24 protein-coding genes are annotated in these 26,477 nt (G+C 69.0%); 7 read left to right on the top strand and 17 right to left on the bottom strand.

Going from position 1 to position 26,477, the window contains the following annotated elements; translation table 11 throughout:
- Window positions 1–40: 40 nt before the first annotated feature.
- Window positions 41–1,591 carry a hypothetical protein gene (locus EV649_RS37735; RefSeq protein ID WP_130388493.1) on the bottom strand — a complete coding sequence of 517 codons (1,551 nt, stop codon included), beginning with the start codon at window positions 1,589–1,591 and terminating at the stop codon, window positions 41–43.
- Between the two features lie 33 nt (window positions 1,592–1,624).
- The gene (locus EV649_RS37730; RefSeq protein ID WP_130388492.1) at window positions 1,625–2,830 is read right to left on the bottom strand and encodes a cysteine desulfurase-like protein; all 1,206 of its coding nucleotides are present in this window, start codon (window positions 2,828–2,830) and stop codon (window positions 1,625–1,627) included.
- A 100-nt stretch (window positions 2,831–2,930) separates the two neighbouring features.
- On the opposite strand from EV649_RS37730, the gene EV649_RS37725 reads away from it, so the two are divergent.
- Window positions 2,931–3,902 (top strand): DMT family transporter, encoded by a 972-nt coding sequence (locus EV649_RS37725; RefSeq protein ID WP_198682909.1) that lies wholly within the window; start codon window positions 2,931–2,933, stop codon window positions 3,900–3,902.
- Here the strand turns inward: EV649_RS37725 and EV649_RS37720 are convergent.
- Genes EV649_RS37720 through def form a run of 4 tightly spaced genes read right to left on the bottom strand, consistent with a single transcriptional unit; the run spans window position 3,899 to window position 7,787 of the window.
- Window positions 3,899–4,894: a DMT family transporter gene (locus EV649_RS37720; protein WP_130388490.1), complete on the bottom strand. Its 996-nt coding sequence runs from the start codon at window positions 4,892–4,894 to the stop codon at window positions 3,899–3,901. The genes EV649_RS37725 and EV649_RS37720 overlap by 4 nt on opposite strands.
- Before the next feature lie 48 nt (window positions 4,895–4,942).
- Window positions 4,943–6,313 (bottom strand): transcription antitermination factor NusB, encoded by a 1,371-nt coding sequence (locus tag EV649_RS37715; RefSeq protein WP_130388489.1) that lies wholly within the window; start codon window positions 6,311–6,313, stop codon window positions 4,943–4,945.
- Entirely contained in the window at window positions 6,310–7,242 is a 933-nt protein-coding gene (fmt, locus tag EV649_RS37710; protein WP_130388488.1) for a methionyl-tRNA formyltransferase, read from the bottom strand. Before fmt ends, EV649_RS37715 begins: the two co-directional genes overlap by 4 nt.
- Window positions 7,239–7,787 carry a peptide deformylase gene (gene def / locus EV649_RS37705; RefSeq protein WP_130388487.1) on the bottom strand — a complete coding sequence of 183 codons (549 nt, stop codon included), beginning with the start codon at window positions 7,785–7,787 and terminating at the stop codon, window positions 7,239–7,241. Before def ends, fmt begins: the two co-directional genes overlap by 4 nt.
- Window positions 7,788–8,188: 401 nt before the next feature.
- On the opposite strand from def, the gene EV649_RS42100 reads away from it, so the two are divergent.
- Both EV649_RS42100 and EV649_RS37695 read left to right on the top strand, forming a co-directional pair.
- Window positions 8,189–9,271: a C39 family peptidase gene (locus tag EV649_RS42100; RefSeq protein WP_277875762.1), complete on the top strand. Its 1,083-nt coding sequence runs from the start codon at window positions 8,189–8,191 to the stop codon at window positions 9,269–9,271.
- On the top strand, window positions 9,272–10,414 hold the full coding sequence (locus EV649_RS37695; RefSeq protein WP_241999172.1) for a hypothetical protein: 1,143 nt from the start codon (window positions 9,272–9,274) through the stop codon (window positions 10,412–10,414).
- 1 nt (window position 10,415) lies between these two features.
- On the opposite strand, the gene EV649_RS37690 is transcribed toward EV649_RS37695, so the two are convergent.
- The gene (locus EV649_RS37690; RefSeq protein WP_130388485.1) at window positions 10,416–11,588 is read right to left on the bottom strand and encodes an epoxide hydrolase family protein; all 1,173 of its coding nucleotides are present in this window, start codon (window positions 11,586–11,588) and stop codon (window positions 10,416–10,418) included.
- A gap of 90 nt (window positions 11,589–11,678) precedes the next feature.
- On the opposite strand from EV649_RS37690, the gene EV649_RS37685 reads away from it, so the two are divergent.
- Window positions 11,679–12,254: a CGNR zinc finger domain-containing protein gene (locus tag EV649_RS37685; protein WP_130388484.1), complete on the top strand. Its 576-nt coding sequence runs from the start codon at window positions 11,679–11,681 to the stop codon at window positions 12,252–12,254.
- On the opposite strand, the gene EV649_RS37680 is transcribed toward EV649_RS37685, so the two are convergent.
- The 3 genes from EV649_RS37680 to EV649_RS37670 are packed head-to-tail and all read right to left on the bottom strand — an operon-like array spanning window position 12,229 to window position 14,373.
- Window positions 12,229–12,771, bottom strand: a complete 543-nt coding sequence (locus EV649_RS37680; RefSeq protein WP_130388483.1) for a DUF1707 domain-containing protein — start codon at window positions 12,769–12,771, stop codon at window positions 12,229–12,231. The two genes, EV649_RS37685 and EV649_RS37680, sit on opposite strands and share 26 nt — an antisense overlap.
- A 4-nt stretch (window positions 12,772–12,775) precedes the next feature.
- A complete protein-coding gene (locus EV649_RS37675; protein WP_130388482.1) occupies window positions 12,776–13,396 on the bottom strand; it encodes an HAD family phosphatase in 621 nt (206 codons plus the stop codon).
- On the bottom strand, window positions 13,393–14,373 hold the full coding sequence (locus EV649_RS37670) for an AsnC family transcriptional regulator (protein ID WP_130388481.1): 981 nt from the start codon (window positions 14,371–14,373) through the stop codon (window positions 13,393–13,395). The genes EV649_RS37675 and EV649_RS37670 overlap by 4 nt, the downstream gene beginning before the upstream one ends.
- Before the next feature lie 97 nt (window positions 14,374–14,470).
- On the opposite strand from EV649_RS37670, the gene EV649_RS37665 reads away from it, so the two are divergent.
- Window positions 14,471–15,790: an MFS transporter gene (locus EV649_RS37665; RefSeq protein WP_130388480.1), complete on the top strand. Its 1,320-nt coding sequence runs from the start codon at window positions 14,471–14,473 to the stop codon at window positions 15,788–15,790.
- Here the strand turns inward: EV649_RS37665 and EV649_RS37660 are convergent.
- Window positions 15,723–16,934, bottom strand: a complete 1,212-nt coding sequence (locus EV649_RS37660; RefSeq protein ID WP_130388479.1) for an MFS transporter — start codon at window positions 16,932–16,934, stop codon at window positions 15,723–15,725. The two genes, EV649_RS37665 and EV649_RS37660, sit on opposite strands and share 68 nt — an antisense overlap.
- Window positions 16,935–16,997: 63 nt before the next feature.
- On the opposite strand from EV649_RS37660, the gene EV649_RS37655 reads away from it, so the two are divergent.
- Window positions 16,998–17,987, top strand: a complete 990-nt coding sequence (locus EV649_RS37655) for a helix-turn-helix domain-containing protein (RefSeq protein WP_130388478.1) — start codon at window positions 16,998–17,000, stop codon at window positions 17,985–17,987.
- A 591-nt stretch (window positions 17,988–18,578) separates the two neighbouring features.
- On the opposite strand, the gene EV649_RS37650 is transcribed toward EV649_RS37655, so the two are convergent.
- From EV649_RS37650 to EV649_RS37640, 3 genes are all read right to left on the bottom strand, one after another.
- Window positions 18,579–20,612, bottom strand: coding sequence for a primosomal protein N' (locus EV649_RS37650; protein WP_130388477.1), 2,034 nt, complete (start codon window positions 20,610–20,612; stop codon window positions 18,579–18,581).
- A gap of 108 nt (window positions 20,613–20,720) precedes the next feature.
- Window positions 20,721–21,914, bottom strand: coding sequence for a methionine adenosyltransferase (metK, locus tag EV649_RS37645; RefSeq protein WP_130388476.1), 1,194 nt, complete (start codon window positions 21,912–21,914; stop codon window positions 20,721–20,723).
- Window positions 21,915–22,103: 189 nt separating this feature from the next.
- Window positions 22,104–23,228, bottom strand: a complete 1,125-nt coding sequence (locus tag EV649_RS37640; protein WP_130388475.1) for a winged helix DNA-binding domain-containing protein — start codon at window positions 23,226–23,228, stop codon at window positions 22,104–22,106.
- A 92-nt stretch (window positions 23,229–23,320) separates the two neighbouring features.
- Between EV649_RS37640 and EV649_RS37635 the strand changes: the two genes are divergently transcribed.
- Window positions 23,321–24,235 (top strand): GNAT family N-acetyltransferase, encoded by a 915-nt coding sequence (locus EV649_RS37635; RefSeq protein WP_130388474.1) that lies wholly within the window; start codon window positions 23,321–23,323, stop codon window positions 24,233–24,235.
- On the opposite strand, the gene coaBC is transcribed toward EV649_RS37635, so the two are convergent.
- From coaBC to gmk, 3 genes are read right to left on the bottom strand one after another with little or no spacing between them, the layout of a single operon-like run.
- Window positions 24,212–25,507, bottom strand: coding sequence for a bifunctional phosphopantothenoylcysteine decarboxylase/phosphopantothenate--cysteine ligase CoaBC (gene coaBC, locus EV649_RS37630; protein ID WP_241999170.1), 1,296 nt, complete (start codon window positions 25,505–25,507; stop codon window positions 24,212–24,214). The genes EV649_RS37635 and coaBC overlap by 24 nt on opposite strands.
- Before the next feature lie 38 nt (window positions 25,508–25,545).
- Window positions 25,546–25,848 carry a DNA-directed RNA polymerase subunit omega gene (rpoZ, locus tag EV649_RS37625; protein ID WP_130388473.1) on the bottom strand — a complete coding sequence of 101 codons (303 nt, stop codon included), beginning with the start codon at window positions 25,846–25,848 and terminating at the stop codon, window positions 25,546–25,548.
- A 2-nt stretch (window positions 25,849–25,850) separates the two neighbouring features.
- On the bottom strand, window positions 25,851–26,444 hold the full coding sequence (gene gmk / locus EV649_RS37620) for a guanylate kinase (RefSeq protein ID WP_130388472.1): 594 nt from the start codon (window positions 26,442–26,444) through the stop codon (window positions 25,851–25,853).
- Window positions 26,445–26,477: the final 33 nt, after the last annotated feature.

The raw sequence follows: 26,477 nt of genomic DNA, 5'->3' as shown, positions 1-26,477 counted from the left end.
ATCGTTGAATCCCCCGACGCGATCGAGGTTCGTCCCCCGTCTAACCAATTGGATCCGCACCCCACGGTTGCGACCAGTCGTAACGAATGGTGTCGTCGCCCGCCCGCCACACGTTCGGCGTGGTGTTGACGAGCCAGTCGGCGGGCTCGATCGCCGCACCGCCGTTGAGCGCCAACCGTATACCGTCACGCAGCGCGCGGTCCGTGCGCTCCGTCCGGGCCGCCGGATCGATCGACAGGAACAACGCCGTACCGGAGCGCGCGACCAGGTCGAGGAACCGTTCGTTCAGCTCCCACGGCGTCTGCGGCGTACAGGGGACGCAGTCGGCGTCGACCGTGAAGAACCGGTTGTGCTGCGGGAGTCGGAACGCGAGCGTGTTGACGCCCATCTTCCGGGTCCGCTCCCAGTCCCGGCCGGACGTGTCGTCGCCGGTCCGCTGGACGTCGACGAGTCCGGCGGCGAGATGGCCGACGGTGTTGCAGCCGATCAGTACGACGTCCTCGGCCGCGGCGCGAATCTCGCGGTAGAAGGCCAGCACGATCTCGGCTGTGGTCCGCGACGGGTCATGGAACTGCCAGCCGTCCCGCGTCAGCCGGGAGCCCATCGCAGGGCCGAACGCCCCGAACACGTCGTACGTGCTGAAGTCGTGCTTGACCAGCTCGAAACCCCAGTCCTTGAACCGCTGCAGGTCCGCGCGTACGCCGTCCAGGACCTCGGGGTACGACGGATCCAGCGCCCGCCTCGGCTTGTCGTGCGGGCCCTTCGAGGCCAGCGTCGACGGCTCACGGACCAGGAGCGGGCGGAACCACAGGCCCGGTCGCGCGCCGATCGCCTTGATCGCAGCCGCCGTACCGGCCATGTCGTCGAAGACTCCCGGCGTACCGCGGTCCCAGGGGCCGCCGGAGGCGATGCCGCCCGGGTACCAGCCGTCGTCGACGACGCTGAAGGGTTTCACCGGGTGACCGTCGGCGAGCTCGACGATCGTCGAGGCGTCCTTCAGGACGGCCTTCTCGTCGAAGTTCTCGCCGTACGCGTAGTACCAGTTGTTAGCCCCGACCACCGGCGCGGGCTCAGGTCGCGCCGGTAGTCGGGTGCTCATGGAGGCGACTGCTGCGTGCAGCGTCTGCCAGGGTGTGCCGCCATCTTCAACGACACCTGTTTCGAATCGTCGCACGACTGCTGCCGTCAGCGTACGACCGTCCAAAAGCGTCGGACCGCCGCCGTTGCGCAGGTCGAGCCAGAGGGTGAACCCGTCACCGTCGACGGTCCACGCGCAGAACGCGTTCGGCTGCACGTCGACGCCCATGCCGAACGTGCCCGCTCCCGAGTGGGCGAGGAAGTACCACGGCAGCAGGCGCTCGGGTTGCTGGTGACGCCACTGGAGGTCGCCGTACGAACGCTCCCACGCGTCGCCGAGGATCAGCGCGTCGCTCGGCAGCTTCTCCGACCACCGGAGCGCGACCCGGGAGATCCGCTCCGCCGTAACCTCGACGGCCCCGTCGTTCCAGCTGATCTCGGCCCCGGCGCGCGCCGGGGCGACCAACTCTCCCGAGGGATCCACCTGGACGAAAACAGCGCTCGGTTCTCTCACTTGGCTCCCTCGGAGTTAATTTCCCCAGAGACTTTAGTTAATGCTTCTCGGGCCGGTCAAGGCGGAGACGGCGGCCACGAGACGGTCCACGTCCGACTGGTCCGTGTACGGTGCGAGACCGGCGCGGATCGCACCGGCCGGGCCAAGACCGAGGTGGCGGGCGGGCTCGTACGCGTAGAACGAACCGGCCGGCGCGTTCACGCCCGCCTTCGCGAGGTGCTCGGAGACCGCCGCCGGAGTGTGACCGTCGAGGGTGAAGAGCAGGGTCGGCGTGCGGTTCGCGGCGTGGCCGTAGAGGGTGACGCCGGGGATCGCCTTCAGGCGGGCCTCGAGGTCGTCGCGGAGGGCGTCCTCGTGCGCTTCGACGCTGTTGAGGGAGCTGATCAGCCGCTCACGCCGGGTGCCACCGGTGCCCGCGAGACCGGCAATGAAGTCGACAGCGGCGGTCGTGCCGGCGAGCAGCTCGTACGGCAGCGTCCCGAACTCGAACCGCTCCGGTACGACGTCCGACGACGGCAGCAGCTTGTCGGGCCTCAGCGTCTCGAGCAGCTCGGGCGCCGCGGTCAGCACACCGAGATGCGGGCCGAAGAACTTGTACGGCGAGCAGACGTAGAAGTCGGCGTACCGGGCATCGATCGGCGCGTGCGCGGTGAGGTGGACGCCGTCGACGTAGATCAGCGCTCCGGCCTCGTGCACCTTGTCGGCGATCTTCTGCGTCTCGGGGCGAGTGCCCAGGAGGTTGGACGCGGCGGTGACGGCAACGAGGCGGGTGCGGTCGGTGAGCAGCGGGGTGATGTCGTCCAGCTCGGAGGTCTCCGGGTCGAAGCCGAGCCACTTGACCGTGGCGCCGGCGGCCTCGGCTGCCTGGACCCACGGACGCACGTTCGCGTCATGGTCGAGGCGGCTGACGATCACCTCGTCGCCTGCGGACCAGGTCTTGGCGAGGGTGCGGGAGAAGTCGTAGGTGAGCTGCGTCATGCTGCGGCCGAACACGATCCCCTGCGCGGTCGTGCCGAGCAGGTCAGCCATCGCCTGACGGGCGCCGACGACGATCTCGTCGGCCCGGCGCTCGGCGGCAGTCAGCTGACCGCGGTTGGCGAGCGCCGACGTCATGGTCCGCGCCACCGCGTCGGCGACAGCCTGCGGGGTCTGCGAACCACCGGGGCCGTCGAAGTGCGCGGCTCCCTCGTCGAGCGCGGGGAACTGCTTACGGACGGCAACCACGTCAAAGGCACACATGCGCGTCATCCTCTCTCGCTCCTGACAGTCGCCGCCACCGCCTGCCCGAATGCGGATATAAATGCGCGAACTGTCCGAGGAGTAGTGCAGGATGTCAGGAGTGAGCACGGTAACGACTCCTGACAGCACTTCCAGCCCTGCCCCGGTCCGGGCCTGGCTCCCCGTCATGCTGGCCCTCGCCGCGATCTGGGGCTGCAGCTTTCTGTTCATCTCGGTCGGCGTCCGCGAGTTGCCGCCGCTCTATCTCGCGCTCGGACGGGTGGTCGCGGGGTCCGTCGTACTGCTCGCGATCCTCGCCCTGAAGCGCGAGGCGCTGCCGCGGGACCCGCGGCTGTGGGCGCACTCGTTCGTGGTCGGGGCGATCGGTTCGGCGATCCCGTGGACGCTGTTCGGGTACGGCGAGGAGCGGATCCCGTCGCTGCTCGCGGGCATCTGGAACGGGATCACCCCGCTGGTCGTGCTGCCGATCGCGGTGCTGATCTTCCGCACCGAAAGGTTCTCGGCGCAACGCGGGTTCGGGCTGCTGATCGGGTTCGTGGGCATGCTCGTCGTCCTCGGAGCCTGGCGGGTGAATACCGGAGCGGACCTCCTCGGCCAAGGACTGTGCATGCTGGCAGCGGTCTTCTACGGGCTCGCGATCCCTTACCAGAAACGGTTCCTGGCAGGGATGACACTGTCCGGCACCGCGCTGTCGACCAGCTTGTTGCTGTGCGCAACGGTCCAGCTCGCCGTCGTCGCTCCGCTGGTCACCGGACAGGCTCCCCCGGCGCCGTGGTCGCTGTCGGCCAAGACGGTGCTGAGCGTTCTCGCCCTCGGTGCGCTCGGCAGCGGACTCGCGTTCGTGCTCAACATGCGCAACATCCGGCTGATCGGCGCCAGCCGCTCGTCGATGGTCACCTACCTGATGCCGATCTTCTCGATCATCGTCGGCGTACTGGTCCTGCACGAACACATCACCTGGTACCAGCCCGTCGGCGGACTCGTCGTCCTCCTCGGCGTAGCTGTATCGCAGGGCGTCCTCGGGAGCTTCCGCCGCAAGCCGACCGTCGTCGCGGAGGCACCTGCCACCTAGGTGGCGTGACGGAGGTTGGGTACGGCGGCGACCACCACGGCGACCAGTGCGAGCAGGGTGCCGGCGACGACCGGCGTCGTGATCGGCTTGTCGGCGACCGGCAGGAAGACGTCGATGAAGAGGCTCGCGATCAGTTGGCCTGCGATCGTGCCGAGGCCGAGCACGAAGACGCCGACCACTCGGACCACGGCGGCCGCGGCGCTGATGAAGATGACGCCGCACGCGCCGCCGAGGTACAGCCAGGGCTCGCTCGGCAGGTGCCGTGGCGCACCGCGGAGCGCGAGATCGACGGCGAACACGATCAGCAAAGCGACGAATCCGACCAGGAAGTTCACCACTCCGGCCGCGACCGCGCCGTACGCATCGGAGGAGGCGGCCCGCGCCACCCGCCCGTTGATGGCCTGCTGCACCGCGGTGCCGAGGCCGCCGAGCGCGGGCAGGATCGCCAGCATCAGGCCGTCGGGGTGACTCAGCTGCTCCGACACGGCCAGGCCGACCGCGACCAGCGCGATCAGTGCACCGACGATTCGTACGGCGGTGAGCGGCTGCGGGCCGGCCGGGCCGAATCCGAGGCGGTCGACGACCAGGCTGCTGATCGCCTGCCCGGCCACACCCGCCACCAGGAACACCGCGACACCGATCACGGAGACGGTGATCGACTGCGTCGCGACGAGAAACGCGCCCGCGAGTCCGCCGAGACATTGCCACCAGCGCAGACCGCCGTACCCGCGCATCGGCCGCCGGATCGTGCGCCACACCTTGACCAGCCCGCGCCGTACCGGAGGCACCACCGCTGTCGCGACCAGCAGGATCAGCAGGCCGGAACCGAACGAGATCAGCGCCGCCGGGATCCCGTCGCCGAGAATGCCGCCGAGTTCGCCGTTCAAGCGTGACTGGACCGCTACCAGCATCCCGATCCCGAAGGCCGAGGACAGACCGACGACGTGATGCCGCCGGGTCGAGGACGCGGGACGGATGGCGGTCGTTGTCACCTCACCATCATGACCGTTCGACCGATAGCGCCTGACACCAGGTCCGGATTATGACCGCCTGATCAGCGCCAGGTACATCGCGTCGGTGCCGTGCAGGTGCGGCCAGAGCTGGACATCGGGTCCGTCCCCCAGATCCGGTACGCCGGGGAACAGCGCCCGCGCGTCCTCGAGAGTCGCGTCGTCGCGACGCCCCAGGACCGCGTCGACCACCGTCCGGGTCTCGTCGGGATGCGGCGAGCACGTGACGTACGCGACCACGCCGCCCGATCGGACCGACGTGATCGCCGAGTCGAGCAACGCCTCCTGGAGCGGGCGCAGCTCCTCGACGTCTTCCGGCGTACGGCGCCAGCGGGCTTCGGGACGGCGGCGCAGCGCACCCAGACCACTGCACGGTACGTCGGCCAGCACGCGGTCGAACGAACCCTCCGGCCAGGTCGGCTTCGTCCCGTCGCCGATGAGCACCTTGTGGTTGCCCGGGATCGCCCGCAGATTCTGGCGCACGAGCTCCGCGCGGTGCTTCAGCGGCTCCACAGCGGTCAGCTGACCGTCCGGTACGAGGGCTGCGAGCAGCGCCGACTTGCCGCCCGGTCCCGCACACAGGTCGAGCCAGCTCGCGTCGTCGCCGTCGACCTTCGCCGACGCCAGTGCGATCGCCACGAGCTGCGAACCCTCGTCCTGTACGCCGGCCCGCCCGGTCGCGACTGCTCCGATACGACCCGGATCGCCACCGCCTTCGAGCACCGCGCCGTACGGCGACCAACGCGTCGGGACCGCACCGGCATCGACCAACTCGTCCATGTCGGACAGCCCCGGCCGAGCCACGAGGGTCACCCGAGGCGGCTCGTTGTCCGCGACAAGCAGGTCCTCCAGGCCTTCGTCGAGCACCCGGTCGAACGCCTCGATCACCCACCGCGGATGGGCTTCGGCGATCGCCAGGTAGCCGAGGAGATCCTCGTCGGGCCGCGGCGCGGTCGTCGAGATCCACTGGTCCAGCGAGCGCTGACTGATCTTGCGGAGCACCGCGTTGACCAGGCCGGTGCGCTTCTGCCCCAGCTCCGAGCGGGTCAGTGTGACCATCTCGTCCACCGCGGCGTACGAGTCCACCCGCATGTTGAGCAGCTGGTGGGCGCCGAGGCGGAGTACGTCCAGGAGTTCGGGGTCGAGGTCCGGGAGTGGACGCGAGACGCACCGCGCCAGGAACGCGTCGTACGTGCCCTGCCAGCGCAGCGTGCCGTGCACCAGCTCGGTGCAGAACGCGGCATCGCGCCCGCCGAGTCGCGCGTCGCGGAGGGCCTTGTTGAGCGCGAGGTTCGCATAGCCGCCCTCAGCGGTGACCTGCCGGATGACCTGGTACGCAACCCGCCGTACCGGATCCGAACGCCGCTGCGGCGCCCGATTGCGTGCGTTCCGATCGCTCACGCGTTCGGCCCCAGGCGGCCATCGTCGGTGAGCCGGATGCCGCGGGCCCAGTCGGCCGCCGCCATCGGCTTCTTGCCCTGCGGCTGGACGGTCACGAGTTCGATCGCCTTGCTGCCGGTGCCGGCCTTCACACTCGACTTCGTCGCCTGCAGTTCGCCGGGCTTCAGTTCGTCGTCGGTCAGCCGTACGGCGAGGACCTTCAGCCGCTCGCCACGGAACGTCGTCCACGCCCCGGGCGCCGGGTTGCACCCGCGCACCAGCCGATCGACGCGCCGTGCCGGCGCGTTCAGGTCCAGCTCAGCGTCCTCGACCGTGAGCTTCGGCGCCAGCGTCACCCCGTCGGCCGGCTGCTCGCGAGCCTCCAGTACGCCGGCCTCGATCCCGTCGAGCGTGTCGACGAGCAGCTTCGACCCGGACACCGCGAGCCGCTGCAGCAGGTCGCCGGACGTGTCCTCAGGACCGATCGGTTCGGTGAGTACGCCGTACACCGGGCCGGCGTCGAGCGCCTTCACGATCCGGAACGTGCTCGCCCCGGCCACGTCGTCGCCCGCGATGATCGAGTGCTGCACCGGCGCGGCCCCGCGCCACGCGGGCAGCACCGAGAAGTGCAGGTTGATCCAGCCGTACTGCGGGATGTCGAGCGCCGCCTGCGGCAGCAGCCCGCCGTACGCGACGACCGGGCAGCAGTCCGGCGCGATCTCCCGCAGCCGGGCCAGGAACTCGGGGTCGCTCGGCTTGACCGGCTTCAGGATCTCGATCCCGCCGAGCTCCTCGGCGTACTGCGCGACCGGCGACGCCATGAGCTTGCGACCGCGGCCGGCGGGCGCGTCCGGACGGGTCACGACCCCGACCAGTTCGTGGCGACTGGCAACGATCGCCTCGAGCGCGGTGACGGCAGGTTCCGGCGTACCGGCGAAGACGACTCTCACAGACCGAATCCGTTCGTGGGGTGCGGCGAGACCTTGAGTTGCGGCGGGCCGTTCAGGCCGGACCAGTCGGATTCGCGGATCGCCTTCATCGCCTGCTTGCGGGTCTCGCGGTCGAGCCGGTCCACGAACAGGACACCGTCCAGGTGGTCGGTCTCGTGCTGGATGGCACGGGCGAGCAGGTCCGAGCCCTCGATCACCACCGGGTCGCCGTACATGTTGAAGCCCTTGGCGATCACCGACTGGGCGCGGCGGCAGTCGAAGGTCAGGCCTGGGATGGAGAGGCAGCCCTCGGGGCCGAACTGCTCCTCGAGCGACAGCGTCAGCTCCGGGTTGATCAGGTGCCCGAGCTCGCCCTCGACGTGGTAGGTGAACACGCGCAGGCCGACGCCGATCTGCGGCGCCGCCAGGCCCGATCCGGGCGCGTCCTGCATCGTGTCGGTGAGGTCCGCGACCAGGCGGCGCAGCTCGGCGTCGAAGTCGACGACCGGGTCGGCCTTGGTGATCAGTACGGGGTCGCCGAACAGGCGGATGGGTTGGACCGACACAGACTCTCCACACAGGTTCCACGGACCGGGACCGAGCAAGTCTAGTTGGCCCGTCTGACGGATTCCCGGCGGGAGGGCCCTCCCGTTTGTTGCCACAAGCACGTACTGTGGTCCCAGGCGTACCCTCAGTCACTGCCGTCACACGCCGCTCGGGAGACCCAATGCTCACAGCAGCACGGGGGGCAACTCTGATCCTCCTGGGTGCACTGCTCGCCCAGGCACCCCTCACCGCCCAGGCCTACCAACCGCGCGACCCCGCAGGGCCCGCCGCGCCGCTACCTACCGCGCCGCCGACCACTGCGCCGCCATCTACTGCGACGCCCACCCCCACGTCGTCGGCCCCTTCTGCGCCTACCGCTGGAGTGCCCGGGGAGGCTCCCGCGCGGTCGTGGAGTGAGGTGGTGCAGCAGGTCACCGAGAGCTCGCCGGGTGATGTGCAGCTCAGGTCGGCTGACACCTCGGCGCAGGCTGCCTCGATGCTCCGGTGCTTCAAGCTCGACACCGAGAACTACTGCCTCGGCCTCGGCTTCGTCAGCCAGGTGCCGACCGGCGCCCAGCGGCACGCGATGATGGTCGAACCGGACCTCCGCGCCGCGGACGAGGTCGGTGCCGAGCAGGACATCGCGACCGGTGATCTGACGCCGGCCGCGTTCGTCGCCGAGCGCGCCGCGCTGCCGAAGAGCCAACGCGTCACCGCGGAACTCGACGAGATGGAAGCCGCCTGGAACGGCCGCGCAAAGGCCCGCGAACTCCGCGAACTCGCCGAGACCGAAACCCCGCCACCCAACCCCGTGCCGAACGCGGAATCCACTCCAAGCCCCACCCCGGAGCCGACTCCGGTGCCGACGCCGACTTCAACTCCGGTGCCGACCAGAACTGCTCCTACCTCGGATACGCCGACCCCCGTGCCGTCGACTCCGGTGGCGCCGGTCGCCGCGCCTGCGTCGGCGTACATCATGAAGGGGTTCCAGACCTCGCAGGAGAAGGGCTACTGGTGTGGTCCGGCGACCTTCCAGTCGATCGACTGGGCTGACGACAACCAGAAGGACACCCAGGCGTCCTGGGCGAAGGACCTCGGTTCGACGACGTCCGGTACGGCGATCTCCGCGATGGTGAAGCAAACGAACCTGAAGACCGCGTGGCCCAAGACCGCCGGCACGTACATCGTGCAGAACGTCTCGAACTGGAACGCGCAGACCTTCTTCACCGTGCACCAGAAGCACCTCGGCGTGTACAAGGCCCCGGTGATCGAGCACGTGCAGCTGCTGAAGCGGTACTTCCCGTACCTCGCCTTCAACCACAGCGGGCACTACCAGGTCGGCCGCGGCTACGACAAGGCGAAGGGCACGATCGCGATCTTCGAGGTGTTCAACGAGCGCCGCTTCAACAGCCGCGGCAACGTCACCGACGGCCCGAAGAACATCCCCGCGAGCGCCCTGTTCAACGCCACCCTGGCCAACTCCTTCAAGAACATCGGGCTGTAAATGCGTCGTCGTACGGTTGCCGTTGGCACCCTTCTGGTCCTGACCGTGGCGGGCTGCTCCTCCAACACGCCGGAGAGCAGTCCGTCACCGAGCCGCACACCATCACCGAGCAGCACCCCGACGCCAACCCCGACAACGCCAGGGCGGCCGTCGGACACCGGTACGGCGTTGCCCGCGTGGGCGAATGTGCTGCGGCAACCGGTCGACGGGCAGCATCTCGTCACCCAGCAACGCAAGTACGTCGTGACGCGGGGCAGCGACGAAGCCGGTACGACGACCATCGCGGACCGCACCAGCAAGAAGGTCGTCGTACGGCACGTGCCCGCGAGCGGCTTCGTCGCCCAATCCCCCGTCGTCATCGACGACCACTGGGCGCTGATCGAGGACATCCGCTCCGACGGCCCCGACCCGCAGATCAAGGTGCTCCGCTACGACCTCACGACGGGCAAGGCCACCCCTCCGACCGCGCTCCCACCAGTCTCCGAGCCGGAGATCGGCGCGTACGACGGCACGTTCGCCTACAGCTCCACCGACGCGAAGAACCGCTCCTGCCTGATCGTCGCCGGCCTCGCGACGCTCGAGTCCCGCACCGTCACCTGTGTCGCGGCTCCCGGCTACCTGGCCGATCCCGTGGTGTCCGCGGACACGGTGACGTTCAGCGAGATCATCGCGCCGGAGACCGCCCGTCGCTGCAAGCGAATCCTCACCGCTCCCCTGTCCGGCGGCATCGCGCATCCGGTGCCCGCAGCAACCAACTGCATCCAGTGGAGCGGCGCGACGCTGCGTGGTGCGACGGTCTGGTCCGAGGTCGGCGCCTCCGACCCTGACCAATACCAGAGCAAGGCGTACGTCCGAGAGTCCGGCGACTCCCCCGCCCGCCCACTCGGCACCGTCGTCACCGACACGATTCTTGCCTGCGGCAACTGGATCCTGTGGGAGACGAGGACGGTCGCTTCAAGCGGCGAGGAGACCTACCAGATCAACCGCTGGCGCTCCGGTCTCTCCACCCCACAACGGCTGTACGCCGCCAAACCCGGCGTCGCGCTCACTCCGATGACGTGCCAGGACAACACGGTCTACGTCGAAGCGGCGTACCTCGCGAGCACCCCGACGTACACGGAAACCATCTCAGCCCCGCTCTAGGTCATCGAGTAGCAGCCAGCACTGCTGCGAGGCCTTCTTGCAGATCCTTGACGAAGTATTCGGGGACCTCCAGCGCCGGGAAATGTCCCCCGATTTCGGGAGTCCTCCAGCGGACGATCTGCCGGTACCGCTCCTGTGCCCAGGGGCGCGGACACTTCTCGACGTCGCGGGGATACATAGTGAGTGCCGACGGGACGTCGACCCGGAGTTCGGGGTCCAGCGAGTTGTGGCTTTCGTAGTAGATGCGGGCCGCAGACGCGCCGGTCCGCGTCAGCCAATACAGCGTGACGTCGTCAAGAACACGGTCTCTGGAAATCCTCTCGAACGGACTGTCCTCGGTGTCCGACCACTCGGCGAACTTGTCGAGGATCCAGGCCAGCAGCCCGACCGGGGAGTCGACGAGCGAGTAGCCGATGGTCTGCGGCCGGGTCGCCTGCTGCTTCGCGTACCCCGCACGCCGGCGCCAGAAATCGTCGGTTTCCTCGGTCCATTCGCGCTCGATCGCAGTCAGCCCGTCCGTTGTCATCCCGGGCGGCGCCTCCGCGAACGTTGTGTGGATCCCGAGAACGTGCTCCGGGAACCTGCCACCGAGAACCGTGGTGATATTGCCGCCCCAGTCGCCGCCGTGGGCCAGGAACTTGTTGTAGCCGAGCCTTCCCATCAGCTCCACCCAGGCGGCCGCGATCTTCTCGGTTCCCCACCCGGTGGTGGCCGGCTTGTCGCTGTAACCAAAGCCCGGCAGCGAGGGAACCACGACGTGGAACGCCGGCGCGTCGGCAGCTTTCGGATCTGCCAGCTCGTCCACCAGATCGATGAACCGAGCAATGCTGTCTGGCCAGCCGTGCGTCAAGATCAGCGGCGTGGCGTCTGCGCGCGCGGATCGGCGGTGCAGGAAGTGGATTCCCAGACCGTCAATGGTCGTGCGGAACTGACCGACCTGGTGAAGGCGCTCTTCGAACGAGCGCCAGTCGTACTCGGTGCGCCAGTAATTCACGACCTCGACGAGGTCGGCGAGCGGAACGCCCTGTTCCCATCGGCCAGGGCCGGGCGCGGCGCCATAGACCGTCTCAGCCTCCGGTAGTCGCGCCGCGGCCAATCGCGCGCGCAGATCGTCGAGATCGGCGTCACTCGCGTGGGCTTCGAATGCTTGTACGTCGCTGGTGAGAAGGGGCATGAGACCTCCCTGGCCATCGTCGTGGAACCGGCTAAGACGGTTCCACCATGTCATGCCTCAAGTCGGCGCGCAACCGGCTAAGGTGGTTCCATGCGTGATGGGTTCCCCGACTTTCGCCTCGGTACCGTGCTGGCGACCAGCTTCACGGGGACTCTGTCGGAGCGTCACGGCAACGCAGTGGAGCGCATTCCGACGCCGCAGCGACTCGTCGACTGGCTGACAGTGAGCGGCCTCGCCGTGGACTCCTGCACCACTGCCCAACTCGACCTCGCCCGGGAGCTGAGGGAGTCGATTCACGCCGCCGCGACAGCAGCCGCGGTCCAGGACGCTCTACCTGCGTCTGCTGTCCGTGTCATCAATGACTGCAGCGTTCACGGTCGGGCCGCGGCTGTCCTGACGCCCGAGGGCCAGCGACGCTGGCAACTTGGCTCGGCTTCCTCCGTGGAAGATGCCCTCAGCGTGATCGCCTCCGACGCGGTCAGCATCATCGCGGGCGAACGAGACGGACGATTGGCCTTGTGCGCATCGCCAACCTGCCAAGCCGCCTTCTTCGACACCAGCCAAAGCCGCACCCGCAAATGGTGCGACATGAACACGTGCGGAAATCGTCAGAAGAAAGCCCGCTTCATCGCCAGCCGCTCTAGCGGCGGGCGTGCCGGATCTTGAGCCGGCCGAAGCCCATCACGCCGGTGATGCGGACCCGCGGGCCGTCGCCGGTGGAGTTGCGCGGCGGCTTGTAGCGGGTGTCCTTCCACTCGGTGTGAACTGCGTCGAAGTCGACGACCGCATCGCGCGGCAGCGTGATCTTCACGCCGCCGTGCATCACGTTCAGGTCGATGTCGACGTCCCCGTGCTCGAATTGCGCCTGCGACAGATCCAGCCGCACCCGCCCGTGCATGGACGCGACCTTGAGATGCCGCGGCACCCGCCAGACACCCCGCCGTACGATCCGGCCGGCGGAAGCGCCGATCGTCGCCGAGCGGCCCGGCTGCTCGGCCGGGAGCGCGGCGACGGCGACCTCGAGATCCTGACGTGTTCTCGCGGCCAGGACCTGGTGCAGTTGCTGCTCCAGTTCGTCATGGGAGAGGTACCCGCCGGTGTACGCCGCCTGGACGCGCTCCACCGCGGCATTGCGGTCCACGTCGCCGATCGCGGGCGAGCGATCCTCTGGCACGGAAGTCACCGGATCACTGTAGTGGCAGGCCGCGCTCACGCAGCTGGGTACGCAGGTCCGCGGCGCCGGTGAAGACCTCGGCGTCGAGCCCGACCGCGCGCGCACCGTCGACGTTGTACGCCATGTCGTCGGTGTAGAACGTGCGCGCCGGGTCCAGACCGAAGCGCTCGATGAGGATCCGGTAGATCTTCTCGTCCGGCTTCACCGTCTGCTCGACGCCGGACACGACCTCCCCGTCGAAACGGGTGAGGATCGGGAACGCCTCCTTGGCGACCTCCCACTTCTCGCCGGAGAAGTTCGTCAACGCGTACGTCGGAATGCCGAGCTCCTGGAGCTCGCCGAGCAGCGCGGCTGTGTCCTCGAACACGCCCTTGACCATCTTCAGCCAACCGGTGTCGTACGCCTCGATCCACTCGGCGTGCTCCGGGTGCAGGCTGGTCAGCTCGGCGACCGCCTCCGACCACGGACGTCCCTCGTCCTGCTTGTGGTTCCAGGCCGGCGTGGCCACATTGGTCAGAAAGTGCGTCCGCTGATCCTCGTCCGGGATCAGCTCGGCATACAGGTACGTCGGGCTCCAGTCCAGCAGCACCCCACCGATGTCGAAGACCACTACGTCGATCGTCCGCTCGTTCATACCGGCAACCCTACGAGACCCGGCGAGAACGGTGCCGCGGCTTTCACGGTCCGCAGGACCGGGACGGTCTCGATCGCGGTGATGTGCTCGATCGCGCCTACGCGTTCGGTCAGGTAGGTGTGCAGGGCGTTCGGGCTCGCGCAGATCGCTTGCGCGACGAGGTTGGTCCGGCCGGTCGTCGCGGCGACGAACCCCAGCTCGTCGTGCTCGGCCAGCGCCCGACCGACGGCGTCGAGATGTGCGGGCGGCACAGACAGCCACAGCATCGCGCTCGTGGTGAAGCCGAGCGCCGCTGGATCGATGTCCACATCGAAGTAGATCGCACCGCTCTGCTGCAGCTCGTCCATCCGCCGCGCAACGGTCGCCGCCGACCACCCCGTCCGTACGGCGAGATCCGCATGTGTCGCCCGCCCATCCGCACCAAGCCCAGCCAGCAACTTCCCGTCACCCGCATTCAACCCCCGCACCGTCCCACGATCCGGTATCCCTGGGAAACTTCGGAGCGCGCTCTCTTGGGCTGCGGTGAGGCTTTTGGCGCGGCCGCGCCAGGCTGTCGGACCGCCGACGTACAGGTGCAGCAGGTAGTGCGCCGACACCGAGGTGATGCCCGCGGTCCGCGGGATGTCGTGCAGGAGCAGCGCGTTTCGGTCGGACTGGGTGGTGTGCACGATCGACACGATCTCGGTGCCGCCGGAAGCCAGCTTGATCCAGCTCGTGTCGGAACGGCGAGAGAGCGCTCCCGCAAGATCCTGCGCCGCGTGCGGGACCGCGGTGAGGCGGAGCAGCCACTGCGATCGACCCGCAACCTGCGGATCCGGTAGGCCGATCACCCGCAGCCCGGCCTCGGCCCGCAGCCGGTTGAACCGCCGCGCGACGGTCTGCGTGGAAACGCCGAGCACCTCCCCGATCCGGCTGTACGGCGCCCTCCCGTCGAGCTGCAACGCGTGCACCAGAGCCCGGTCGATCGCATCCACCATGGTGACGATCATCGCCCCAGCAGCACTCGGATGGAAGATTCCCGCAGATTTCGTCCACTGAGTGGAAGATCATCCGCCCCGCGCGGATGGTGGCGCCATGACGAACAAACGATGGATCGGCCTGATCGCCCTACTGGTCGCCGAGGCCATGAACCTGCTCGACGCGACGATCGTCCAAGTCGCGGCGCCAGTGATCCACTTGGACCTCGGCGGCCGGACCGCGGACATCCAGTGGTTCAGCGCGGCGTACACGCTGCCGTTCGCGGCCTTGCTGATCACCGGCGGCCGGCTCGGCGACCGCTTCGGCCGGCGACGCATGTTCCGCGTCGGCGTGACGGCCTTCGTCCTGACCTCAGCCGCCTGCGCACTCGCCACAGCTCCCGGCGAACTGATCGGGTTCCGCGCGGTCCAAGGTGCAGCGGCCGCCCTCGTGATCCCGCAAACCATCGGCCTGATCAGGTCGAGCTTCAAGGGGAGTGCTCTGTCGAAGGCGCTCGGCACGATCGGTCCGGTGATGGGCTTGGCCGGCATCTCGGGTCCGCTGCTCGGCGGGTTCATCACCGAGGCCAGCTCCTGGCGAGTCGTCTTCCTTGTGAACGTCCCACTCGGCGTCGGCGTACTCGCCCTGTCGCATCTGCTCCCCGAGTCCGCATCTCCGCAACCGCCACGGATCGACATCCTCGGAACGCTGTTGCTCACCGGCGGTACGGCGCTCGTCGTCTACCCCATCCTGCAGTCCCGCGACTGGTACCTGCTGGCGGCCGGAGCCGTGCTGCTCGGGCTGTGCCTACTCCGCAAGGACGGGCGGCTGATCGAGGTGAGCCTGTTCGCACACCGCGGGTTCGCGCCGGCGCTTGTCACGTCGACGTTGTTCTTCGCGGTGATGAGCGGCCTGACGCTGGTCGTCGTACTGCATCAGCAGTTGACCTTGCACCACAGCGTGATGCGCTCGAGTCTCGCGTTGCTGCCGTGGTCCGCAGCAACCGGTATCGCCTCACTCGTCGCCGGCCAGTGGTTGGTCACGCGACTTGGATCCCGCTTGATGTACGTCGGACTCGGCGTACTGCTCCTCGGTCTCGCGACCGCGCCCTACGCGCTTCTGCCCGCACTGGCTGTGGGCGGCGTCGGCGTCGGATTGTTCACGACCGCGTTCTTCACCGAGGCGTTGCATCGGGTGGGCCCACACGAGACCGGGTCCGCGGCCGGGCTGCTGAACGCGGTGCAGCAGTTCGGCGGAACGCTCGGGGTTGCGGTGTTCGGCTCGATCTTCCTGCGGCACCCGGCGACGGTCGATCGCGCGGTGTGGGTGGCGGTCCCGGTGGTCGTGGTGACGATCGCGACCGCCCACCTCATGCGGTCGCCGCGTTCGACTCGGCGCGGGCGTGCAGAGCGGGAGCCAGTGCGTACTGGCCGATGAAGATCGCAACACCGAGTACGGCGCAGCCAAGCCAGGTCGCGGTCGGCCCGAGGTGCTCGAGGGCGTTGGTACCGGCCAGCGGTCCGATCACCGTGCCGACGCCGAACGCCATACCGGACAGGCCCATGTACCGACCGCGCAGGTCGATCGGCGCGAGATCGGCGAACACCGCGCCGATCACCGCGGCGAACCCGATCTCCCCGAGCGTCCACACCACGACCGACACGCCGTATCCCCACCAGGTGTCAACGACCGCTCCCAGACCGAACCCGAGCCCGACCACCAGCATCGACGCGGCAAGCAATTTCGGCCGGTCGAGCTTCGCCATCCACCGGCCGAGGAACGGCTGGGCAAGCACGATCACCACGCCGTTCAGCCCGATCACGAGCCCGTACGTCCGCGAGGACAGACCGTCCCCCGCCATCGCGAGCGGCAGCGTCGAGTAGCCCTGCATGTAGATGGTCGCGTAGCCGATCTGGATCAGGACCATCATCAGGAACACTCTGTCGCGCGCGACCACCGGCAGCAGCGATCGGCCGACCGAGTTGTCTTCAGGTGCGGGGCGGCTCTCCGGCACCATCATCCAGATGACCAGACCGGCAATCACCGACGTGGCGGCGTTCACCCAGAACAGCAGGCCGTAACCGAACGACGCGAGCACGCCGGCGCTGACTGTCGAGACGGAGAAGCCGAGGTTGATCGCCCAGAACAGGAGGCCGTACGCGCGGACCCGCTCGGTCGGCTGCAGTAGATCCGCGACCGTTGCCTGGACCGCCGGGCGGAACAAGTCGCCCAGCAGGCCGACAAGGAAGGCGGTCACCCAGATCAGCGCCATCGACCGGGCGGATCCGAGCAGGATCAGCGCTGCGCCGGTGCCGAAGAAGCAGATCAGCATCGTCACCCGGCGTCCGGCACGGTCGGACAACCAGCCGCCGACGAGTTGCGCGCAGACGGATCCGGCACCGACAGCCGCCGCGACGGCTCCCGCCGTACCCGCGGAGAGGTGCCGGTCGTGGGTCAGGTAGAGAACGAGGAACGGTTGCACGAAGCTGCCGAGCCGGTTGACCAACTGGCACACCCACAACGCCCAGAAGGCCCGCGGCAGTGCGGTGGGCGTGGGGTTGCCGACGGCGATTGCGCTCATGGGTCAACTGTCCGGGCTCGCGGCGGCATTGTCGACGATTAGGCTCAGGGCTAATCTGGTCCGGTGATCACGATCAGGCTGAACGCCGGGGACATCGGGCGGATCCGGTTCGCGCTGTCGCCGGTATGGGAAGCCGTGACGAGTGTGCGGGCGCTGAGCAACAACACCGCGCGCAGCGTGCACGGGCCGTGGCTGCAGAAGGTCCGGCCGACGATCGAGGGCGACGACCTGACGTTGCTCAGGGCCCTCATTCCGTCGTACGGCTATATCCCGGACTTCCTGACGCCGGCGCCGCCGCGCCGGTCGACCAGCCTGGAGTCGGGCCTCGCCGCGATCGCCGCCACGCCGCACGAACTCGTGGCCGACGAGCTCGCGAAGCTGCACAGGGACACCCCGGACCCGATGCTCCCCGAGCTGATCGCGCATCCGGCGAAGGCGCTCGACCTGATCACCTCGGCGCTCGAGACGTACTGGCGACGGGCGATCGAACCCGACTGGCGGCGGATGCGGTCGCTGCTGCAGGAGGATCTCGCGTTCCGGCTGGACGAGCTGGCGAGCGGCGGCATCGAGCGGCTGTTCCGCAACCTGCATCCCTCGATCAAGTACGCCGGCGACCGCATCGAGATCGACCGGCCGTTCTGCTGCGACGGCGAACCAATGGCCGGACAGGGCCTGCTGCTGGTGCCCTGCGTATTCACCTGGCCGGCCGGGCTGGCCGTCACCGGCGCGCCGCACGTGCCGACCATCACGTACCCGCCGCGCGGCCTCGGCCGCTTGTGGGAGGACCGTCAGGACACCACGGACTCCCCACTCGCGGACCTGGTCGGCCGCACGAGAGCCGCGATCGTCAGCCACCTCGATCTGCCCATGTCCACAACGCATCTCGCCCACCAGCTAGGCGTCACGGCCCCCACCCTCAGCGTCCACCTCAGCATCCTCCGCAACGCCGGCGTAGTGACGTCCCGCCGCGACGGCCGCACCGTCCTCTACTACCGCACCTCGCTGGGCCACCAGTTGCTCGCCGCCGCAACGCCCCTGGCCACCTCCGCCTGATCGCTTCGACTCCGGCTCGCCAGCCCGGCTGGCATGGTGGAGAGTTTCCAGCACCTCACTGGAGGGTTTCTGGCGTCATCACAGGAAAACCCTCCTACCAACCACCATCCCCATCCCACCCCGAGGGCCGCCAGGTCTGGGAACTGGGGACTGCTACCCACCTGAAGTCACAGCCAGCGTCCCCGGTCGCCCCGCCGACGTCACCGGCCCGGGCCTTGGGCGTGCGTGCGCCGGGTCAGGGCTCGGGCGGCTGTGCTGCGGATTTCTGCGAGAGGTCGACAGTACGTATACGTCCACTGACCGGCGATCCGGACTACTGCCCGGTGCGGGGTGGCGGGTAGCAGACGTATACGTACTGTCGAGATGCAGTTCCGGCGGACTGCGGCTACCCGTAAGCGCGGTCAGCCGGTTGCCGGGGAAGAGACACCTTCCGGGTGCTGCGGACAGCGAATATCAGGTGCGAGCCCACCAGACCTGTCACACGGTCCGCAGCCCAGCCGACCCACGCCTCCAAAAAGCCGAATGACCTGTGTCGCGCCACCAGTTCCTGTTTGCGGCACCAATTCCTGGCCGCGACCGACGCGCGGCGGGTCAGCCGAAGCTCGGGGGGTCTACCTGGATTCGCACTGTGCCGGGGTTCTTCTTTGTGGTGCGGGCCGATTGGGCTTCTTTGAGAGAGCGGACGAGGGTGGTGCCGTGCGCACGGGGAGTGCGAACTACGGCTCGGACGGTTTCGTCGTCGAGGTCGACCGGGCCGAGGACCTCGAGGCCGGCGGTCGGTGGCATCAGGTCGCGGAGGCGGGTGACGAGGTCGTTGACGGATTCGGCCGGGCCGGTGAGTTCGGCGAGTTTGGCGGCCGGGGCGAGGCGGGCGGTACGGCGTTCCTCGATCTCGCGGGCGGCGTACCCCTCGGGGCTCCACCGCACGATCGCTTGCAGCGGCAGCGCCGACGGGTCGCCGACCAGGATCACCATCCCGCCGGAGCTTGCCGGACGAACCAGGGCGGCCGCGTTGAACCAACGGCGTACCGCTTCTTCGGAGGCCCGGAGGTCGGGGCGGGCGAGCATCAGCCAGGTGTCGAGGAGCAGCGCCGCGCTGTACCCACCCGCGGCGACCGGCTCGGCCCCCGGCGTGCTGACGATCAACGCCGGCGCGTCCGGTACGACGTCGAGCATGTTGTCCCCGCCCGACGTACGGACAACGACACCGGGGAACGCGCGCCCGAGTTCTTCCGCCGTACGACGTGCGCCGATGATCGCCGCGCGCATCCGGGTGTCCCCGCACTCCGGGCACCGGTGATCCGCCGCGGGCCGGCCGCACACGCTGCAGCTCGCCGGCCCGGATCCCCCGGTACGACGCAATGTCCCGCCACACGTGGAGCACCGCGAAGGCGCCCGGCACGTCTGGCACACCAAACTCGGCAAGTACCCGGCCCGCGGCACCTGCACCAGCACCGGCCCAGTCCGCAGACCCTCGCGAGCGATCTCGAACGCCCGGGAGGGCAGCCGCGCCGCGCGCGCCGACGGGTCGCGCGCCAGATCGATGTCCGACTCCCCCGCAATGTGCACCGATGGCGCCGCCGCCCGCGTCACCTTCCGGTCCGCGATCAGCTCGTGGGCGAACCCGGACTCCACCAATGCCGCCGCCTCCGCGGACCGCGCGTACCCACCGAGCAACGCCGCGCACTTCTGCCGGAACGCCCGTAGCAGCAGGACTTCTCGGGCATTCGGGTACGGCGCCCGCGGCTCGGCGTACGACTCGTCGCCGTCGTCCCACATCGCCACCAGCCCGAGATCCGCCACCGGAGCGAACGCCGCCGCGCGCGTCCCGATCACGACCCGCGCACGCCCGTGCAACGCGGACAGAAAGGCGCGATAGCGAGCCGTCGGACCCAGATCCGCGGACAACGCAACGAACCCGGACTCCCCCAGCACCTCAGCACAGGCGGCGGCGAGCCGCTCCAGGTCTCGCGCGTCCGGCGCCAGCAACAGCGCGCCGCGACCCGAGGCGGCACAAACCGCCGCGGCCTGCGCGAACGCGAGCGGCCAATCAGCCCCCGGCACGGCGGTCCAGACCGCCCTCGGCGCCTCGCCCCGCGCAACCGCGTCCAGGAAACCAGGAGGGTACGGCGACCACTCCGAGCGGGACGTCGACACCGGCGGACGCGGGGGCTGATCGCAGCGGAGTGTCTCGCCCTCCACCTTCGCGTGCCGGGGCGGCACCGCGAGCCGCGTGACGTCCGCGAGCACCCCGGCGTACCGATCGGCGACTGCGCGGCAGAGATCCGCGATCTCCGGCGTCAGCACCTGCTCGGGCGAAACAACCTTGCGGAGCCGAACCAGCTTGCCGTCATGGTCCGACTCGTCGAGCCGCTCCAGCACGAACCCGTCGAGGTCCTTGCCGGCGAATCGCACCTTCACCCGCGCCCCGGGCTGGGCGGCCGCGGCCAGGTCGTCCGGCACCAGGTAGTCGAACGGCCGGTCCAGGTGCGGGAGCGAGACATCGACCGCGATCCGGGCCACCGGCAACGTCGTGGTGATCTCGGCCGGTTCCTTGGTACGCGACTTGCGAACGGTGTCGCGCAGCAGCGTCAGCTGCTCCGGCGAGTCTCCGTTCGATGTCACCGGGAAACTCTAGTCGGCCACGACGACACTCCGTCGGAGGCCGACTGCCAGCCTGTGGACAAGCCACGGCCCGACTGCTGTGAAAGCCAGCCGGGCCGTACAGCAGTATTACTTGGTGACCGCGGCCTTGAGGGCCTCGACGCGGTCCGTGCGCTCCCAGGTGAAGTCCTCGCCGGTTCGGCCGAAGTGGCCGTTCCGCGCGGTCTGGGCGTAGATCGGCCGGAGCAGCTCGAGGTCGCGGATGATCGCGGCCGGCCGCAGGTCGAAGACCTCGCGGACCGCGGCGGCGATCTTGTCCACGGCGACCTTCTCGGTGCCGAACGTGTCGACGTAGAAGCCGACCGGCGCGGCCTTGCCGATCGCGTACGCGACCTGGCACTCGACCCGGTCCGCGAGCCCGGCCGCGACGATGTTCTTCGCCACCCAGCGCATCGCGTACGCCGCCGACCGGTCCACCTTGGACGGGTCCTTACCGGAGAACGCGCCGCCGCCGTGCCGCGCCATACCGCCGTAGGTGTCGATGATGATCTTCCGCCCGGTCAGCCCGGCGTCGCCCATCGGGCCGCCGATCTCGAACCGGCCGGTCGGGTTCACCAGCAGCTTGTAGTCGGTCGCGTCGATGTCGAACTGCTCGAGCACCGGGTCGACGACGTGCTTCTTGATGTCCGGCTGCAACATCGTCTCCAGGTTGATGTCCGCCGCGTGCTGGCTGGACACCACCACGGTGTCGATCCGGACCGCCTTGTCATCGTCGTACTCGACCGTGACCTGGGTCTTGCCGTCCGGCCGCAGATACGCCAGGGTGCCGTTCTTGCGCACCTCGGCGAGCCGCTCGGACAGCCGGTGCGCGATGGTGATCGGCAGCGGCATCAGCTCCGGCGTCTCGTTGGACGCGTAGCCGAACATCAGTCCCTGGTCGCCTGCCCCCTGCAGGTCCAGTTCGTCCTTGGACGCGTCCGAGCGCGTCTCGTACGCCGTGTCGACACCCTGCGCGATGTCCGGGGACTGGCTCCCGATGGCGACCTGCACCCCACAGGACGCGCCGTCGAAACCCTTCAGGGACGAGTCGTAGCCGATCTCCAGGATGCGCGCACGCACGATCCCCGGAATGTCGACGTACGCCGTCGTCGTGACCTCACCCGCGACGACGACCAGACCCGTGGTGATCAGGGTCTCGACCGCGACCCGGCTCTTCGGGTCCTCGGCCAGCAACGCGTCGAGGATGGAGTCGCTGATCTGGTCAGCGATCTTGTCCGGGTGACCTTCGGTCACGGACTCGGACGTGAAAAGGCGCCTCGCCACAGTTCTCCCTCGGATTCCTCTTGTGCCGCCCGGTTGCGCGTTGGCACATCCGCACGATCCCCCCATGCACCGGCGGTTGGCGATGCATCTTGGGAAGTATGCCAGCAGTTTCCGCCCGCGTCCCGGTGACGCTCCGAATTCATCCAGGATACGAGATTGATGATCACATTCTGGACCGTCGGCCCCGGTTCAGGCGTGCGGGCCGACCGTCACGTCGCCGAGTGTGAGCGATGGTGCACACCCCGACGCGCCACCAAGAATCGCAGCCAACCGGTCCACCTCGGCGTCGAGCAGCTTGCGGCGGCGCTGGTTCAGCGGGGTCAGCGCCTCGACGGTCACCTGAAGCTTCCTACCAGTCTTCTTCTGGTGCCAAACACCGGCCACGATGCCGTCGACGAGAAGCAGCGGGAAGTTGCCGGCCTGGCCGCGGGCGGTCGCCCGGTCGAACGTCTTGCCCGGAAAGAGCAGTTCGCGCGGGAAGCTGCCCACGCCGTACGCATCGAAGTACGGCAGCAGCCGGACGCCCTCCGCGCGATCGTCGGGGAACTCGTCGTCGCCGGGAGCGACCCACGCGGTCTGCCCGTTGAGCTCGACCTGCGGAAGCTCGTCGAAGTACGGCTTCGCCATGGTCGGCGTGGCCTTGAGCCAGCGGGCGAACTGCTGCGGGGTCGCGGGACCGTAGGAGTAGAGGTAGCGGTGCAGGAGTTCGGTGAGCGCCTTCTCTGCGGGCATCGGGTCGAACGGGCGGAGCCGGTGCGGATTCGAGTACGTCGTAAGCCGCCCGCGCATCGGTCCGTGACAGAGGACGCCGGCGTGCGCGGCGAGGTAGACCGCCTGCCGCCAGCGGGCCCAGGCGCCCTGGAACGCCGGGATCGTCGGCGTGCGGGCCCATTCACCGGTTCGCCGTACCACTTCCTCCGTGAGCTCGTCGACGGTCAGGTCGGCGTTGGCAAGAGCCTCGCCGATCGCGGCGACGACCTGGTCGAGCTCGTCCGGCGTCATCCGGATCGGTTCCGGCTGCTGGCCGCCGGGCGGCAGCGCGGACAGCGCACCGGTCCACATCGGCAGGTCGTCGAGCGGCAACAGGTGCACAGTCCCGCGCGGCCCGAACGTCTTGACCAACCCTTCGTCGCGCTGCACCGACTCCCGGTTCGCCCCGTCGACGCGCAGCGCCACGGACATCTCCCCCGCCGCCGCGATCTGCGCATGTGCCCCGCACATCGCCCGTACGGCGTCGACCGCGGTACCGGCGGGACCGCTCAGAAAGTGCCGCCGCATCCGCCGCGCAACCACGGCCTCCCAGGTGATCTCCATGCTGTCAGCCTAGGAGTCAAAGCGGACAGCTTTTGACCTCTAAGGCCGCAAAACCTGGAGCCCTTTGCAGCAAGCTGAGGCAAGCTTGCGTCATGACCACGACGATCCGGACGGCGACTACCGACGCCGACTACGAAGCCTGGCGCGCGGTGCGGATCGCGGTGCTGCCGTACGAGCGCTGCCCGAGCGTCGCCGAGCTCCGCGACCTCGACCGCCCCGGCCGGCTGATGCTGCTGGCGGAGATCGACGGCGAGGTGGTCGGCAGCGGACTCGCGGATCGCTCGGGCGACGGCGAGCGGGCGGCGCTGATGCCGCGGGTCCACCCGGACTTTCGCCGACGCGGCGTGGGGACCGACTTGCTCTGGGCGCTCGCCGACCATGCCGTTGCCCAGGGCTACGACACTGCAGGGGCCAGCGTCGACGACGACGGGTCCCGGCTCTTCGCTGAGCGGTTCGGCTTCGTGGAGAGGAATCGGGAGGTCGAACAGCTGCGGAAGATCGGCGACGAGCCGGGGCCGGCGCCGCCGACGGAGTACACGATCGTCTCGGTCGCCGAACGCCCGGAGCTGTGGGCGGCGGCCTATCACCAGGTCGCGCTGCCGACCTTGCCCGACATGGACCATCCGGTCGCGCTGAAGGTTTCCGAGGACGACTGGGAGAAGGAGTGGATCAACGATCCGGCCGCGATGTTCGTGGCTGTCGCCGGTGACGAGGTGATCGGCGTCGCGGGTCTGATGCTCGACTCCGATCGCCCGGAACGCGCGGAGGTCGCCTACACCGCCGTACGGCGGGAGTGGCGCGGCAAATCGGTCGCCGCCACCCTCAAACGCACCAGCATGGCGTGGGCCGCCGACCACGGAATCACCGAGATCTACACCTGGACGCAACGCGGCAACGACGCGATGCGCCGCCTCAACGAACACCTCGGCTTCACCTACGGCATCACCAGCATCAGCATGCGAGCCCCGCTACCGCTGACCGGGTTAGCCCCAGTGGGTCGCGACTAGGTTCCAGATGACGCCGGCTAGGGCGTCTTTGCTGCCGGAAGGGACGGGGAGGGCGTTGCCGGTGCGGTCGAGGATGACGGCCTCGTTGACGTCGCTGCCGAAGACCTTGCCGCCGGAGACGTCGTTGACGACGAGGAGGTCGCAGCCCTTGCGTTCCAGCTTGGCGCGGCCGAGCTCGAGGACGGTGTGGTCGGCGTCGCCGGTCTCGGCGGCGAACCCGACGATCACCTGATCGGTGCGGGACCGGTCGTGCGAGATCGTCTGCAGGATGTCCGGGTTCTGCACCAGGCTGACCGCGGGCACCGAGCCGTCGGCGGTCTTCTTGATCTTGTGCTCGGCGACTTCGGCCGGGCGGAAGTCGGCCGGGGCCGCGGCCATTACGATCGCGTCCGCGTCGGAGGCGCGCCCGGTGATCTCGTCGTACAGGTCGCGGGTGCTGGTGACCGGGACGACCTGGACGCCGGCGGGGTCGGGCAGTTCGGAGTTCGCCGCGACCAGGGTGACCTTGGCGCCGCGGGCGGCCGCGATCCGGGCGAGTGCGTAGCCCTGCTTGCCGGACGACGAGTTGCCCAGGTACCGCACGGGGTCGAGGTGCTCACGCGTCCCGCCGGCGCTGATCAGTACGTGCTTGCCGGTCAGGTCGGCGACCGACTGGCCGGCCGCGCGGGCGGCCTCGTCGGCGAGCATCAACTGGCTGATCGCGAAGATCTCCGACGGCTCCGGCAGCCGGCCACGGCCGGTGTCGGTCCCGGTCAGGCGCCCGACCGCAGGCTCGAGGACCGTGATCCCGCGGGAGCGCAGCGTCGCGACGTTCGCCTGGGTCGCGGGGTGCTCCCACATCTCGGTGTGCATCGCGGCCGCGAACAGGATCGGGCAGCGCGCGGTGAGCAGGGTGTTCGTGAGCAGATCGTCGGCCAGCCCGTGCGCGGCCTTGGCGATCAGGTTGGCGGTCGCGGGAGCCACCACGACCAGCTCAGCTGCCTTGCCGATCCGGACGTGCGGCACCTCTTGCACGTTGTCGAACGGATCGGCGGTGACCGGCTGCCCGGACAGCGCCGCCCAGGTCGCCGCGCCGACGAACTCCAGCGCGGCCGCCGTCGGCACCACGCGCACGCTGTGCCCGGACTCGGTCAGCCGGCGGAGCAGATCACAGACCTTGTACGCCGCGATGCCGCCGCCGACGCCCAGCACCACATTCGGCTTGTGCTTGGGAACGACGTCAGCCCCCGGAGCACTCGTGGCTTCGGGGGTCTGGTCACCGGTTGCGGACATCTGCGTGGACTCCGTTCCCGGTCGTCTGTCCTAGATGACTACTCGGACTTCTCCGCGGCAGCGGCTTCCGCCTCGGCCTCGGGGTCGATGTCGGTGCAGGTCAGCACGCCCTCGTTGATCTCGCGCATCGCGATCGACAGCGGCTTCTCCTGGACGTGCGTCTCGACCAGCGGTCCGACGTACTCCAGCAGGCCCTCGCCGAGCTGCGAGTAGTAGGCGTTGATCTGCCGCGCGCGCTTGGCCGAGTACAGCACCAGCTTGTACTTGGAGTCGGTGCGGGTGAGCAGGTCGTCGATCGGCGGGGACGTGATGCCGATGGCGACGGGCTGGTTGCCAGACAAGGTCAGGCCTTTCCAGAGATGTGGGGTGATCGAATCAACTTTACCAACTGATCGGCGGCTTCCCGAACCGAGGCGTTGACGATCGTCACGTCGAACTCCTTCTCGGCCGCCAGTTCGACGGTCGCGGTCTCCAGCCGCCGCTCCCGCTCCTCCGGCGTCTCGGTGCCGCGGAAGAGCAGACGGCGTACCAGCTCGTCCCAGCTCGGCGGAGCCAGGAAGACGAACTGTGCCTCCGGCATCGACGCGCGGACCTGGCGCGCACCCTGCAGATCGATCTCCAGCAGGGCCGGGCGGCCGGCGGCGAGCTTGTCGAGCACCGGCTGCCGCGGCGTCCCGTAGCGAGCCGCTTTGTGCACCACCGCCCACTCCAGCAACTCGCCGTCGGCGATCATCCGGTCGAACTCGGCGTCCGAGACGAACAGGTAGTGCACGCCGTGCACCTCGTTCGGCCGCGGCTTGCGGGTGGTCGCGGACACCGAGATCCAGATGTCCGGGAACCGCTCGCGGATATCGGCCGCGACGGTTCCCTTGCCGACCGCCGTCGGGCCGGCCAGCACCGTCAGGCGGGCCGGGGTGTCACCAGGGTCCGTGGTCATCGTCACACCAGTGTCCAACGAACCGGTCAGCGT

This window comes from Kribbella sp. VKM Ac-2569, assembly GCF_004216905.1.
Classification (GTDB): domain Bacteria; phylum Actinomycetota; class Actinomycetes; order Propionibacteriales; family Kribbellaceae; genus Kribbella.
Note: the sequence above shows the minus strand (reverse complement) of the source record. Positions and strands in the feature narration are given on the sequence as shown.